The 13,539-nt window shown below is 71.5% G+C and carries 10 protein-coding genes and 2 pseudogenes; 1 reads left to right on the forward strand and 11 read right to left on the reverse strand.

Going from position 1 to position 13,539, the window contains the following annotated elements; genetic code table 11:
* Nucleotides 1–757 (reverse strand): annotated as a pseudogene (locus AB7J25_RS26920) (glycogen debranching enzyme); the annotation flags it as partial.
* Complete coding sequence (locus tag AB7J25_RS26925) at nucleotides 754–3,483, reverse strand: MGH1-like glycoside hydrolase domain-containing protein (protein WP_428513486.1); 2,730 nt, start codon at nucleotides 3,481–3,483, stop codon at nucleotides 754–756. The gene AB7J25_RS26925 and the pseudogene AB7J25_RS26920, both read right to left, overlap by 4 nt.
* 444 nt (nucleotides 3,484–3,927) lie before the next feature.
* On the opposite strand from AB7J25_RS26925, the gene ppk2 reads away from it, so the two are divergent.
* Nucleotides 3,928–4,824 carry a polyphosphate kinase 2 gene (gene ppk2, locus AB7J25_RS26930; RefSeq protein WP_428513488.1) on the forward strand — a complete coding sequence of 299 codons (897 nt, stop codon included), beginning with the start codon at nucleotides 3,928–3,930 and terminating at the stop codon, nucleotides 4,822–4,824.
* Between the two features lie 21 nt (nucleotides 4,825–4,845).
* On the opposite strand, the gene AB7J25_RS26935 is transcribed toward ppk2, so the two are convergent.
* The 9 genes and pseudogenes from AB7J25_RS26935 to AB7J25_RS26975 form a co-directional block, all read right to left on the reverse strand.
* Nucleotides 4,846–5,679 (reverse strand): SDR family oxidoreductase, encoded by an 834-nt coding sequence (locus AB7J25_RS26935; protein WP_428513490.1) that lies wholly within the window; start codon nucleotides 5,677–5,679, stop codon nucleotides 4,846–4,848.
* Entirely contained in the window at nucleotides 5,670–6,551 is an 882-nt protein-coding gene (locus tag AB7J25_RS26940) for a mycofactocin-coupled SDR family oxidoreductase (protein ID WP_428513492.1), read from the reverse strand. The genes AB7J25_RS26935 and AB7J25_RS26940 overlap by 10 nt, the downstream gene beginning before the upstream one ends.
* A 26-nt stretch (nucleotides 6,552–6,577) precedes the next feature.
* Entirely contained in the window at nucleotides 6,578–8,662 is a 2,085-nt protein-coding gene (locus tag AB7J25_RS26945; RefSeq protein ID WP_428513494.1) for an alpha-ketoacid dehydrogenase subunit alpha/beta, read from the reverse strand.
* 42 nt (nucleotides 8,663–8,704) lie between these two features.
* The gene (locus AB7J25_RS26950) at nucleotides 8,705–9,496 is read right to left on the reverse strand and encodes an ABC transporter permease (protein ID WP_428513496.1); all 792 of its coding nucleotides are present in this window, start codon (nucleotides 9,494–9,496) and stop codon (nucleotides 8,705–8,707) included.
* A gap of 13 nt (nucleotides 9,497–9,509) precedes the next feature.
* Nucleotides 9,510–10,886, reverse strand: coding sequence for an ABC transporter substrate-binding protein (locus AB7J25_RS26955; protein ID WP_428513498.1), 1,377 nt, complete (start codon nucleotides 10,884–10,886; stop codon nucleotides 9,510–9,512).
* 71 nt (nucleotides 10,887–10,957) lie between these two features.
* Nucleotides 10,958–11,794, reverse strand: a complete 837-nt coding sequence (locus tag AB7J25_RS26960; RefSeq protein WP_428513500.1) for an ABC transporter permease — start codon at nucleotides 11,792–11,794, stop codon at nucleotides 10,958–10,960.
* Nucleotides 11,791–12,606, reverse strand: coding sequence for an ABC transporter ATP-binding protein (locus AB7J25_RS26965; RefSeq protein WP_428513502.1), 816 nt, complete (start codon nucleotides 12,604–12,606; stop codon nucleotides 11,791–11,793). Before AB7J25_RS26965 ends, AB7J25_RS26960 begins: the two co-directional genes overlap by 4 nt.
* Nucleotides 12,603–12,992 (reverse strand): cupin domain-containing protein, encoded by a 390-nt coding sequence (locus tag AB7J25_RS26970; RefSeq protein WP_428513504.1) that lies wholly within the window; start codon nucleotides 12,990–12,992, stop codon nucleotides 12,603–12,605. Before AB7J25_RS26970 ends, AB7J25_RS26965 begins: the two co-directional genes overlap by 4 nt.
* A pseudogene (locus AB7J25_RS26975) lies at nucleotides 12,989–13,539 on the reverse strand (allantoinase); the annotation flags it as partial. The gene AB7J25_RS26970 and the pseudogene AB7J25_RS26975, both read right to left, overlap by 4 nt.

A 13,539-nucleotide genomic window follows, 5' to 3' on the forward strand; every position in this document is an offset into this window, starting at 1 on the left:
GGAACTCGGCGACCTGGCCGCCGGGGCGCCCGGCGCGCACCGCGGCCGAGTAGCCGGCGTGCGGGGCGAAGTAGCCGGTCGTGTTGTAGCCCCAGTAGTTGGTGAGGCCCCGGTCCGGGAGGAACGCCTCCGGCACGTGGTGGTGCACCGGCAGCAGCTCGACTGCCGTCACCCCGAGCCCGACGAGATGGGCCAGCGCGGCGTCGTGGGCCAACCCGGCATAGGTGCCGCGGAGCTCCGGCGGCACCTGCGGATGCGTCGCGGTGAAGCCCTTGACGTGGACCTCGTACATGACGGTGTCCGCGTAGCGCCGCTGCGGCGCGGGACCGTTGCGTGCGGGCACCGGCTCGACGACGAGGCTCCGGGGGACGTGCGCTGCCGAGTCCAGCTCGCTCACCTGCGCCGGATCGTCCGGGTGATGGCCGAGGACCTCCGGCCCGAACCGGACGGCGCCGTCGATCGCCCGCGCGTACGGGTCGAGCAGGAGCTTCGCCGGGTTGTACCGCAGGCCGCGGGCGGGGTCCCACGGGCCCGACACCCGGTAGCCGTAGGCCTGGCCCACGCCCACACCGGGCACGAACCCGTACCAGACGCCCGCGTCGTACTCCGGCAGGGGGATGCGGGTCTCGCCGCACGCGGCGTCGAGAAGGCACAGGTCCACGGCCTCGCCGCGGGACGCGACGGCGAAGTTCGTGCCGTCGGCGGTCGGGGTGGCGCCCAGCGGGAACGGGTCGCCCGGCCGGATCGGTGCCGTCACGGCGCGGTCCCGTCGCGCAAGGCGCGCAGCAGGTCGCCGATGGACGTCACCGCGCCGTGGCGGCGCCGGATCACGTCGGCCACCAGGCCCGTCCAGCCCGTCTGGTGGCTCGCACCCAGGCCGGCTCCGTCGTCGCCGTGGAAGTACTCGAAGAACATCAGGTTGTCGCGCCACCGCGGGTCGTTCTGGAGCCGTTCCACCCCGCCGAAGCACGGCCTGCGCCCGTCCGGGCCGCGCAGGAAGATCGCCACCAGCCTGCGCCAGAGGTCGTCCGCGACCGCGTCCAGGGCGAGCCGCTGCCCGGACCCCGTCGGGTACTCGATGGTGTAGTCCGCACCGTAGAACCGGTGGTAGCGCAGCAGCGCCGAGGTGACGAGGTGGTTGAGCGGGAACCAGATCGGACCCCGCCAGTTGGAGTTGCCGCCGAACATGGCGGTCGTGGACTCGGCGGGCTCGTAGTCGATCACGGCCCGGATGCCGGGTGCGTCGAGGACGTAGGGATGCTCGCGGTGGTGGGCCGACAGCGCCCGCAGCCCGTACGGGGACAGGAACTCGGCCGGGTCGAAGAGCCGCGCGAAGATCCGTTCGAGCCGGTCGGTCCCGACCACGCCGAGCAGCATCTGCTGACGGCCCGGTCGTCCGTGCAGCAGTCCGAGCCGGGCCAGCCGTTCCCGGTCGCGCAGACCGGCCCGGTCCATGAACCCGGCGAACCGCTTGCCGGTGGCCTCGGCCCGGTCAATCTGGTCCGCGTCGACCACCCCAGCGGCCAGCATGGGGATGATGCCGACCATCGAACGGACCTGGACCGGGACGGCCGTGCCGTCGGGGAGGGCGAGCCGGTCGTAGAACAGGCCGTCCACGTCGTCCCACATGCCCTGGGAGTCGAGGGCGTCGTGGATCGCGGAGAAGTGCTCGAGGAACTTCTGCACCAGGTCGTCGGCCGGGCGCTGGCCCGCATGCCGAAGGATCGCCGCGATGACCCCCATGGCCAGTGCGTAGGTGGCCATCCAGCCCGTGGCGTCGGACTGTTCGAGCACCACCCCGGGCGGCAGGTGGGAGCGGTCGAGCGGGCCGATGTTGTCCAGGCCGAGGAAGCCGCCCTCGAACAGGTTCGACCCGTCGGCGTCCTGCTGGTTGACCCACCAGGTGAAGTTGAGCAGCAGCTTGTCGAAGACCCGCGAGAGGAACTCGATGTCGCGACCGCCGTCGATCGCGAACACCTCCAGCGCGCTCCACGCCTGCACCGGGGGATTGACGTCGCCGAAGTCCCACTCGTAGGCGGGCAGGGCACCGTTGGGGTGCTGGAACCACTCCCGGCACAGCAGCGTGAGCTGGTACTTGGCGAACGACGGGTCGACGTGGGCGAGCGCGACGCAGTGGAACGCCATGTCCCAGGCCGCGAACCAGGGGTACTCCCACTTGTCGGGCATGGACATGATGTCGAAGGAGCTGAACGTCCGCCAGCGGGCGTTGCGGCCGGTCCGCCGTGACGCGGGCGGCCGGACCAGGCCGGGGTCGCCGTCGAGCCACCGGTTGACGTCGTAGTAGTAGAGCTGCTTGCTCCACAGCATCCCCGCGAACGCCTGGCGCATGACGTTCGCCTCGTCCTCGCCCGCGGCCTCCGGCGTGAGCTCGGTGTAGAACCCGTCGGCCTCGGCCCGGCGCTGCGCGCGCGTCCGCTCGAAACCGGCGTCCAGATCGGCCGGGGAGCCTGCCGGGTGCAGCCGCAGCCGAAGCTCGACGGTCTCGCCCGGCTCGACGGGCACGCGGTACCAGGCCGCGCACCTGCTCCCGACACGCTCGGGGTTCACCGTCGGCGCACCCGCGGTCACGTGGTCGTTGATGCCGTCCTTCGGGTACGCCGGACCGGGCTGGCCGTACAAGCGGGCGGTGTTGGTGTCGTTGTCGCAGAACAGCAGCGTCGGATCGCTCCCGTCCGGCCCGCGGCCCGCTGCGAGCTCGAGCTCGCCGAGGAAGGGGTGGGTGACCGCCACCGTCGTGCCGGCGGTCGCGGCGAGCACGGGCGCCGCGGTGCCCGGATCCCAGGACCAGGTGTTGCGGAACCAGAGGGTGGGCAGCACATGCAGGACGTCGGCGTCGGGCCCGGCGTTGGTGATCTCGACGGTCATCAGGAGATCGGTGGGGTCGGCCTTCGCGTAGTGCACCTCCACGACCCAGTAGCGGTCCTCGTCGAAGGCCCCGGTGTCGAGCAGCTCGTACTCGGGGTCGAGCCGGCCGCGCCTGGCGTTCTCGGTCCGCAGGTCCTCGTACGGGAAGGCCCGCTGCGGGTAGTGGTAGCGCCAGCGGTTCCAGGCGTGGCTCGGGACGGCGTCGAGGTACCACCAGTACTCCTTGGCGTCCTCACCGTGGTTGCCCTCCGTGCCGGTGAGGCCGTAGATGCGCTCCTTGAGGATCGGGTCGCGGCCGTTCCACAGGGCCAGCGCGAGGCACAGCCGCTGCTCGACGTCGGAGAACCCGGCCAGCCCGTCCTCGCCCCAGCGGTAGGCCCGGGACCGGGCGTGGTCGTGCGGGAGGTGGTTCCAGGCCTCGCCGTCAGCGCTGTAGTCCTCCCGGACCGTCCCCCACTGGCGCTCGCTCAGATAGGGACCCCAGAGGTACCACGGGCTCGCCTGGCGCAGCCCGCTCTCCAGGCTGCCGAACGCGTCGACGCGCTCCCGCTCGACCCCCACCGCGCACCACTCCCGATCGCCGCTCCGCGTTGCCACCCGGTCCTCGACAATGCCAGCGGCGAGTCGATTTCTTTCACCCGCGCCAGGTGAACATGAAGCGGTCACCGAACGTCCGGCTCGGCGGGCCGGGAGATGCCGCAACACTCGCCACAATGGATGCGTAACCTTTGCGACGCCTGCACTTCGACAAGAATTCACATCGCGCCGGCTTTCCCGGACAGGACGGGACACACGGCACGGGAATCGTCGACCCGACACGCCCGGGGCCGCCCGACGGCGGTCGGGGAACGCACGCGCGCGCCGGGGGACCGACGACGGCCACGTCACAGCGGGCAGTCCCCGGGCGGCGGACGGCGCTGCGCCGATCGGCGGCAGACCGGGCCTGCGGGCGATCGCGCCGACGCGGTCCCGGCGCCGCGCGAGCCGTCCGTTCACCCTATCGCCACCCCACGGCAGGCCGAGGGGATCGATACTTCACGGGTGATTCGGGAGAACTTCCGGGAGTACCTGGACCAGCTGCTGCGCGACGGCTACACCGTGCGCCACGACGAGCACCTCTCCGACCCGGACCTGATCGACCCGGGGGGAAGTCCGGTCGAGACCTGGCGCGAGGACTACCCGTACGACGAGCGGCTGGACCGCGACCTCTACGAGGAGGAGAAGTACCAGCTGCAGATCGAGCTGCTGAAGTTCCAGTACTGGACCCAGGACACCGGCACCAAGCACGTGATCCTCTTCGAGGGCCGCGACGCCGCCGGCAAGGGCGGCACGATCAAGCGGTTCATGGAGCACCTCAACCCGCGCGCCGCGCGCGTGGTCGCCCTGACGAAGCCCACGGAGACCGAGCTCGGCCAGTGGTACTTCCATCGCTACGTCACGCAGCTGCCGACCGCCGGGGAGATCGTGCTGTTCGACCGGTCCTGGTACAACCGCGCCGGGGTCGAGCGGGTGATGGGCTTCTGCACCGATCGCCAGTACGAGATCTTCCTGCGGCAGGCCCCCCAGTTCGAGGAGATGCTGTTGGAGAGCGGCTTCACGCTCACCAAGCTGTGGTTCTCGGTCACCCACTCCGAGCAGCGCACCCGGTTCGCGATCCGCCAGATCGACCCGGTGCGCCGCTGGAAGCTCTCCCCCATGGACATCGAGTCCCTGGACCGCTGGGACGACTACACCATCGCCAAGGAGGCGATGATCGAGCACACCGACACCGACCACGCCCCGTGGACGTCGATCAAGAGCAACGACAAGAAGCGCGCCCGCATCAACGCGATGCGGTTCTTCCTCGACCGGTTCGACTACGAGGGCAAGGACCCGACGGTGGTCTACCCGCCGGATCCTCTGCTCGTGCAGCGCGGCCGGGACTCGATCAAGGACTGAACCTCGGGAGCGGGCGGGCGCTCAGCGCACGGTGAACCCCGCGTCGACCTTGATCACGTCGCCGGTGACGTAGCGGGCCCGGGGCGAGGTGACCCAGAGCACCGCCTCGGTGACGTCCTCGGGCTCCAGGAGGTCCACGGCCAGCAGGTTCGACATGTCCGTCCCGCCCGCCTCCTGGTACTTCACGCACTCCGCCATGGCCGGGTTCGTCGCCATCACGGTGCGGGCGGCGGTCGGGGAGACCATGTTGGACCGGATCCCGTGCGGGGCCAGCTCGACGGCCAGCGTGCGCATCAGGCCCACCACGCCGTGCTTCGCCGCGACGTAGTGCCCCGTGGCCGCGATCCCCTTGTGCGCCGAGACCGAACCGACGAACAGCAGGTTCGCCCCCGGCCGCCCCATCATGTGCGGCACCGCCGCGCGGGCCAGCGTCCAGGAGCCGTAGAGCACCACGTCGGAGCACTGCTTCCAGGTCTGCGGGCTGAGCTCCCACGTCGTGGGCGCGAACGAGAAGACCCCGGCGTTCGCGATGGCCACGTCGATCCCGCCCAGCCGGCCCGCGGCGTCGTCCACCGCGCGCTGCACCGCGTCGGCGTCCCGGACGTCGGCCGCGTAGCCCAGGACGGTCCCGGCCCCGGCCGCGTCCAGCCGTGCGCGGGCGGCGTCCAGGTCCTCGGCCGTGGACAGCGGGTACGGGACCGTCTCCAGCGCAGGCGGCGCGTCGAGGACCACGACGTGGGCGCCGCGTCGCGCGAACGCCATGGCGTGGCTCAGCCCCTGGCCGCGTGCTCCCCCGCTGACCAGGACGACCGTGCCCGCCCAGGCCGCAGGATCGCTCGCCTCGCTCAGTACCACGGCCCCACCGGCTCGTCCGCCTTCTCGACCACCTCGTGGTTGAAGCCGGGCAGCAGCATGTGGCCGGCGTCCACGGGCAGCTCGACACCGGTGATGTACCGCGCGTCGTCGGAGGCCAGGAAGCAGATCGCGTCGGCGATCGAGCTCGGCGGCAGGCCGGGCCTGCCGGGCATCAGGTGCCAGTGCTTCGTCGCGTCGATGTAGTCCTGGGTCGTGGCGTCGTCTCGACCGAAGATCCACTTACGGGTCACGGGGTTCTCCCCCATCGCGGAGTGCACGACGCTCGGGAGCACCGCGTTGCACCGGATCCCGTACGGGCCCAGCTCGAAGGCGATGCTCTTCATGAGGCCGAGCACGCCGTGCTTGGAGGCCGCGTAGTGCGCGAGGTCCGGGCCGGTCTCGTGGCCCATCACCGAGGACGTGATGACGATCGCACCCGAGCGCTGCTCGATCATGCGCGGGGCGACCGCCTTGGCGCCGCGCCAGACCCCGGTGAGGTTGATCTCCAGGACGGTGTTCCAGGTCTCCTCGGTCATCTCCCAGAACGGGACGAAGCTGTGCACGCCCGCGCTGGCACAGAGGACGTCGACGGTGCCGAAGCGGTCCGCGGTCTCGGCGACGGCACGGTCCATGTCCGCCTGGGAGCGCACGTCACCGGTGAGGGTGAGGCACTGCGAGTCGAGCTCCTCGACCATCTCCTGCGTGGCGGCCAGGTCCTCCTCCGTGCCGAGCGGGTAGGGGACGGTGGCGACGTCCTTGGCGACGTCGACGACGGCCACGTTCGCCCCCTCGGAGGCCGCCTTGAGCGCGATCGCGCGACCCTGGCCGCGGGCGCCGCCGGTGATGAGGAAGGTCTTGCCGGTGAAACGCATCTTCTCTCCTACGGTTCTCGTGACGGTCAGCGCGCGACCAGGTCCCGGACGGCCCGCTCGATCCGGGCGGCGCTGGGCCGGACCTCGTCGTCCAGCACGCGGGAGTACGGGATGGGCAGGTGCTCGCGGGTGACCCGGACCGGCGCCGCCCGCAGCCGCACCCCCGCCTCCACCACCTGCGCGACGATCTCGCCGCTGAGCCCGGCGAAGCCGTAGTCCTCGTCGACCACGAGCAGCCGTCCGGTGCCGCGGACGGCGTCGACGACGTGGGCGGTGTCGAGCGGGACGATGCTGCGCAGGTCCACCACCTGGCAGGAGATGCCCTCGGTGTCCAGCCGCCGGGCGACCCGCAGGCACTCGTGCACGGTGTAGGACATCGTGACGAGCGTGACGTCCGTGCCGTCGCGCACGGTCCGGGCCCGGCCCAGCGGGATCTCGTACGGCTCGGCCGGGACGTCGATCGCCGTCCACTCCTCGATCCCCGGCCCGTACGGGATCGCGAGCAGGCTGGCGTGGAAGAAGAACACGACCGGGTCGTCGCAGCGCACCGCCGCGCGCAGGAGTCCCTTGGCGTCGTGGCTGTTCGACGGGGCCACGACCTTGAGGCCGGGGATGTGGGCGAACATCCCGTAGAGGGTCTGCGCGTGCACCGCCCCCTGGCGCAGCGGGTTGCCCACCTGGGTCATGAGGGTGAGCGGCACACGGCGACGGCCGCCCGTGCAGTAGCCGATCTTCGCGATGTAGTTGTAGAGCTGGTCCATCGCCACCCCGGCGAAGTCCACCCGCATCAGCTCGACCACCGGACGCATCCCGCGCTGCGCGGCACCGGCCGCGAGGCCGAAGAACGCCGCCTCCGAGATCGGGGTGTCGATCACCCGCTCGCCGCCATACCGGGCGTGCAGCCCGCGGGTCTGGCCGGCCACGCCGCCCATCCGCCCGACGTCCTCGCCCAGGACGAAGACGTCCGGGTCCTCGGCCATGAGGGCGCCGAGCGCCTCCATCATGGCGTCCGCGAACGTGATCTGACGGCCGGCGGGGACCGTGGTGTCCCGGGTCAGCTCGGCGTTCGCCGTCGTGCGAGTCATGCGAAGAGTCCTTCCCGTGCGGTGGCTGCGGCCGGATAGGGCGAGGTCTCCGCGAACGACAGGGGCACTGGCGTACTCGGCCGCAGCGGCCGCGTAGGTCGCGTCGAGCCACGCGGCGTCGACGACCCGCTGCTCGCGCAGCAGGGCGGACCAGGCGCGCAACGCGTCGTCCTGCGCCTCCCGCGCCAGCTCCCCGGCGGGCCGGTAGGACTGGTTGTCGCCCTCGAACGCACCACGCAGCCGGTGCGTCCGGCTCACCAGCAGGCTGGGGCCCTCGCCACGGCGCGCCCGGGCCACCGCCTCGCCCGCAGCGGCGATCAGGGCGTCCACGTCCCGGTCGGGCAGCGAGACGCCGGGCATCCCGTACGCCTGCGCCCGGACGGCGAGGTCCGGCACCGCGCTGGCGGCGCTGCGCGTCGTGCTGATCGCATAGCCGTTGTCCTCGATCACGAAGACGACCGGCAGCCCCCACGCCGCGGCGAGGTTCATCGACTCGTGCACGACGCCCTGGTTGCTCGCCCCGTCGCCGACGAACACCGTGGCGACGCCGCCGGTGGCGCGCCGGTGGTGCGCGAAGGCGTGGCCGAGCGCGACGGCGGTCAGCTGGGCCATGATCGCGCTGTTCTCGAAGTGCACGCCCGGGTCGTTCAGCATGAAGTCGCCCGCCCGGCCCCCGGCGAGGCCGGTCCGCCTGCCGTAGATCTCGGCCAGCAGGCCCTCCATCGCGACGCCCTTGGCGAGGGCGAGGGCGTGCGAGCGGTGGGTGCCCGCCGCGTAGTCGTCGGGGGTGAGCCAGCTGCACACCGCCGCGGGCGTGGCCTCCTGCCCGATCGCCAGCTCGATGTTGCCCTGGATCGGGATGTGGAACTCGCCTGCGTGGTCCTCGAACGCGCCGTTGCGGCCGCCGAAGGCGGCCTTCGCGTGGTCGCGCTGCTTCGCGAACTCGTCGCCGAGCGCCTGCTCGAAGACCCTGGACCGGATCATGCTGGTGAGCACCGCGATCCTGTGCCCGTCATCGACGGTCATGGTCGATTCCTCTCCTGCTCGGTTCCTGCGCGGGGGCGCTCGTCAGTCCCGGCTCCAGGCGGTGACGGTGTGGATGACCCAGCGGAACGCGACGTCGGTCAGGGCCGCGATCACGGCGATCCAGATGATCCCGGCGATCACGTAGTCGGTCCGGAAGAGGATCGCCGCGGACGACATCACCCGGCCGATGCCGACCTGCGCGCCCATCAGCTCCGCCACCACCGCCAGACCCCAGGCGAGCTGCAGCGTGACCCGCAGCGAGCCGAGCAGGCCGGGCAGCACGCCGGGCAGCAGGATGGTCGTCGCGGTGCTCCAGCGGGTGGCGCCGAGCGTGCGCCCGTAGTGGATCATGTGCGGCGGGAAGTCGCGCACGGCCGTGAACGTGGCGACCTGCATCACCAGTGCCGTGTAGCCGACGATGAGCGTGAACTGCGGCACCGCGCCGATCCCGAACCAGAGCACGAGGAACGGCACCGCGATCAGGCTGGGTACCAGGCGCAGCAGCTCCACCGGGGTCTGCAGCAACCAGCGGGCGGACGTCCACGTGGCGAACGCCCAGCCCACCAGGCAGCCGAGCACCGCACCCACCGAGACCGCCGCGAGCGTGTGCCACAGCGTGGCCCAGATGTGCGGCAGGAACCCGTGGACGCCGCCGCCCTGCGCGGCGATCACCGGCGAGCTGAGCAGCGTCCCGGCGAGCACCTCCAGCACGGACTCCGGGGCCGGGAGGCGGGTGGACACGGTGCGGGTGGCCAGCCATGACCACAGCCCGACGAAGAGCGCGATTCCCAGGAGGCCCGCTGCCGCCGGGACCGTCCGCCGGACCGTGGTCATGGCCGTTCACCCCCTACTTGTTGAGCTGCGCCGCGTTGGCGAACCGGTAGGCGTCGAGGTAGTTGCGCGCCGCGAGGAACGCCTTCGCCTGCTGCAGCTGCGTGGCGGACTTCTCCGAGAGGGAGCCGGCGGCCTCCAGGCCCTCGATCTCCGTGGTGGCCTTGTCCCGCAGGCCCTTCAGCGTCAGCCAGGTCGCGTCGGCCCAGGACACGTCCGACGCCTGGTGGTCGCCGGTGATCAGCCCGTCGGCCTTGAGCGAGGCGATCGTGGCGTCGATCGGCTTCGACCAGTAGATGGGCGAGGCCGTGTCCTCGAAGAACTCCGCCTGCTGGTCGAAGGTGTAGAAGGGGTCGATCCGCTCGTCGAGCGTCGTGGCGTCGGCCGCCGTGAACGACGTGCCCGCGATGCTGTTGATGAACGGGATCTGGATCGCCGCCGCACCGGCCGGATCCGCCTGCTTGAAGTCGAGGATGCGGTACTGGACACCCGCCAGCCGGATCGCCGTCTCCGGGTTCGCCTGCAGCCACTTCTGCTCGGCCGCGAGCCCGGTGTTCACGATGACGGTGAGCAGCTGCTCGGCGTCGCCGTGCTCGACGATGTCGCGGGTGCTGACGATCGGCACCCAGCCCTTCGAGATCAGCGTGACGATGTTGGGCCCCGAGGCCGGGGCGACGAAGTCCGCGCGGCCGCTGATGGCCAGCTGCTGCATCGTGGTGTCGTCCAGCACGTTCGACGTGAAGTCCGCGTCGGACATGCCCGCCGACTCGAGGGCCACCTTGCGGAAGGACCGCGGGCTGGCCTCGTCGGTGACGTAGACCGTCTGGCCCTTGAGCTGGGCCATCGCGGTCGTCAGCGCGTCGTTCCAGCTCATGCCCTCGGCCATCAGCTGCTCGACGGATTTCGCCTGCATCCGCGGGCTCGCGAGGAACGCGTGGCCCATGAAGATGTCGCGCGAGGTGAAGACCCGCGCCGTCACGCCCTGGTCGAGTGACGAGGCCCAGATCTGCGGGACCATCGTGCCGACGTCGATCTGGCCGGACAGCAGCCCCGGCGCGATCTGGTCCATGTCGAGGATCTCGCCGGACGGCTGTGGCATGACGGTGATGCCGGCGTCACCGAACCAGCCCTTGTCGATGCCGATCTTCTCCGTGCTGTGGTCCCAGTACGGCGCCTGGGCCAGCTTCACCTGCACCTGCGGCACCGTGGGGTCCTGGTCGGCGAGGTCGACGCCGAGCAGGCCGCTCCACGCCCCCACCCCCACGTCGGTCAGGCCCGCTGGGAGCGTCGGTGCCTCCGCGGTCTCCTGGTCCACGTTGCCGCAGGCCGCGAGGGGCACGAGCAGCGCACCGACAGCGACCAACGTCGCCGTCCTGTATCGTTTCCTGATCACGGGACTGGCTCCTCTCCGTGTCATCCCGTGACGCACGCGGTCCCGCTACGGCCGCGTGCGTCTTTTCTCCGTCAGACTTCGCGCGGCACCCATCGGGTGAGCCGGGCGAGAACCTTGTCGAGCACCACCTGCGACACCGCCGCGAGCACGGTGAGCACCGCCGTGACCACCACCATCCGGTCGGTGAGCTGGAAGGTCTGGAAGAACAGCAGCAGCCGCCCGAGGCCCTGCTGGGTGCCGAGGAACTCCGCGGCCATGACCATCGCCCAGGCCAGGCCGACCACCACGAGTACGGTGGCGGCGAGCACGGGTACGACGGCGGGCGCCACCACCGTGCGGATCACGTCGAACCGCCCCGCGCCCAGCGTGCGGGCGTAGCGGACGTACACCTCCGGTACGGCGCGGATCGCCTCCTGGGTCGCGACCATGATCATCAGCGACGCGCCGAAGGTGACGAACGTGATGATCCCCGCGGTGCTGCCGCCGAACCAGATGACGAACAGCAGCGTGAGCGCGAACAGCGGCACCTGGCGCAGCACGCTGAGCAGCGGCGAGAAGACGAGCCGGAACGGGGTCACCAGCGTGACCAGGAACCCCAGGGCGACGCCGATGACCAGCCCGAGGACCGTACCGGCGGCGACCCGCACCGTGGTGACCCAGGCCTGACCCGCCAGCATCGTCAGTGCGCCGCCGACGTTCGGTTGCGCCGTGGCGCTCATCTGCCCCCCGCCGGTGGTGTCCACGAGTGCCAGCGCGGGCAGCGCCTCGCCGAACACCTGGGACAGGTGCGGCCAGACCACCTCCGGGTTGTCGCTGTTCGCCGCGGTGACGGCGGCGCCGATCTCCCACGCCACCACCAGGAGAAGGCAGCCGACCGCGGCGAGCGAGACCCGGCGCAGCGCGTTCACAGGTAGCCCCAGAGGTGCGCCTTGGCCTGCTGCAGCTCGGGGCTCATCCGGGTCATCTCGGTGCGCGGGCGGCGCAGCCGCACCCGGTAGTCCTCGGCCAGCGTCCCGTCCGCAAGAACGAGGATCCGGTCGGAGAGGTAGAGCGCCTCCTCCAGGTCGTGCGTGACGAAGATCGTGGTGACGCGGCGCTCCTGCCAGATCCGCAACAGCTCATCCTGCAGCCGGACGCGGGTCGAGTAGTCGAGCGCGCCGAACGGCTCGTCCATCAGCAGCACGGCGGGCCCGTTGGCCAGCACGGCCGCGATCGCGACCCGCTTCTTCATCCCGCCGGAGAGCTGCTTGGGCAGGTAGTCCGCAAACTCGGTGAGGCCGACGAGGTCGATGAAGACCTGAGCGCGCTCGTGCAGCTCACGGCCGCGCACACCGGCCCGTTCGAGCCCGTACTCGACGTTGCGGCGGACGGTGCGCCACGGGAAGATCGCGTCCTGCTGGAAGACCACGCCACGGTCCGCACCCGGGCCGGTCACCCGCTCCGTGCCGAGCGTGATGGTGCCCTCGGTGGGCAGCAGCAGCCCCGCCAGCAAGTTCAGCAGCGTCGTCTTGCCGCCGCCCGACGGCCCGATGACGGAGACGAACTCGCCTTCCTCCACGGTGAAGTCGATGCCCCGGAGCACCACGCGTCGCTCGGTGCGCCTGCCGCGCCCGCTCGTCACGAAGTCGCGCGCCACGCCGTCGAGCCGCAGCAGCGGCCGGGACGGGGTCCCGGGAGGCGGGGACGTCGGGGACGTGACCACCGGGCTCGACCGCGTCATCGGAGCTCTCCTGCCGTGAGCGGCTCGGGTTCGCGGCGCTGCGTGACGGGTGCCGGGTCGCCGCCGAAGGCGAAGACCATGGACGCCCCGGACCCGGTCGCGTTCGCGAAGCGGTGCCAGGCGCGCGCGGGGATGACGAGGTGCTCGCCCGCCCGGATCTCCGAGCGGACGCCGTCGAGCCACATCTCCAGCGCGCCCTCGGTGACGACGACGGCCTCCGGCACCTCGTGGCGCAGCTCGTCGGTGCGTGCCCCGGACAGCAGGTGGGTGACGCCGACGTGCACGGCGTAGTCCCCGTGTGCGGTGGGCGCGCTCGCGACGGCGGCCAGCACGTGCTGCTGCACGCCGGTGCCGTGCGGGTCCGCGGTGGGCACGCGGGCGCTCATGCCGGACACTCCGCGAGCGGCTCACCGGAAAGCTCCAGCCACGCGGTGGCGATCTCCTGGCGGGTGGCGAACCAGACGTCGTCGTGCCGCTGGGCATAGGCGATGAAGTCGCGCAGCGCGCGGATCCGCCCGGGGCGCCCGATGATCCGCGGGTGCAGGCCGAACGACATCATCCGCGGATGCCGCGCGGACTCGGCGTACAGCTCGTCGAAGCCGTCGCGCAGGTACTCGGTCAACGCGGTCGCGGTGGCGGGGCCGTTGGCCTGCCAGAACCGGAAGTCGTTGGCGTCCGGGGAGTAGGGCACCACCAGCCTGCGCTGCCCCAGGCACTCGACGAAGTAGGGGGTGTCGTCGGCGTAGGAGTCGCTGTCGTAGAGGAACCCGCCGTGCTGCGTGACGAGCTCGCGGGTGCGCTCGCTCGGCCCGTAGCGGCAGTACCACCCGACCGGCCTGCGGCCCACCGTCCGCTCGAAGCTCTCGACCGCGAGCTTGATGTGCTCGGCCTCCTCGTCCGCGGGGAGCCGGAAGACCTCCTCCCAGCGGTATC

The sequence above is a fragment of the Pseudonocardia sp. genome (assembly GCF_050246655.1).
In the GTDB taxonomy this organism is placed as follows: domain Bacteria; phylum Actinomycetota; class Actinomycetes; order Mycobacteriales; family Pseudonocardiaceae; genus Pseudonocardia.

Coding starts and splice junctions, on each gene's coding strand:
- AB7J25_RS26970 (WP_428513504.1), bottom strand. CDS start 12,992: ATGAGCGCCCGCGTGCCCACCGCGGACCCGCACGGCACCGGCGTGCAG.
- AB7J25_RS26965 (WP_428513502.1), bottom strand. CDS start 12,606: ATGACGCGGTCGAGCCCGGTGGTCACGTCCCCGACGTCCCCGCCTCCC.
- AB7J25_RS26940 (WP_428513492.1), bottom strand. CDS start 6,551: ATGCGTTTCACCGGCAAGACCTTCCTCATCACCGGCGGCGCCCGCGGC.
- AB7J25_RS26945 (WP_428513494.1), bottom strand. CDS start 8,662: ATGACCGTCGATGACGGGCACAGGATCGCGGTGCTCACCAGCATGATC.
- AB7J25_RS26950 (WP_428513496.1), bottom strand. CDS start 9,496: ATGACCACGGTCCGGCGGACGGTCCCGGCGGCAGCGGGCCTCCTGGGA.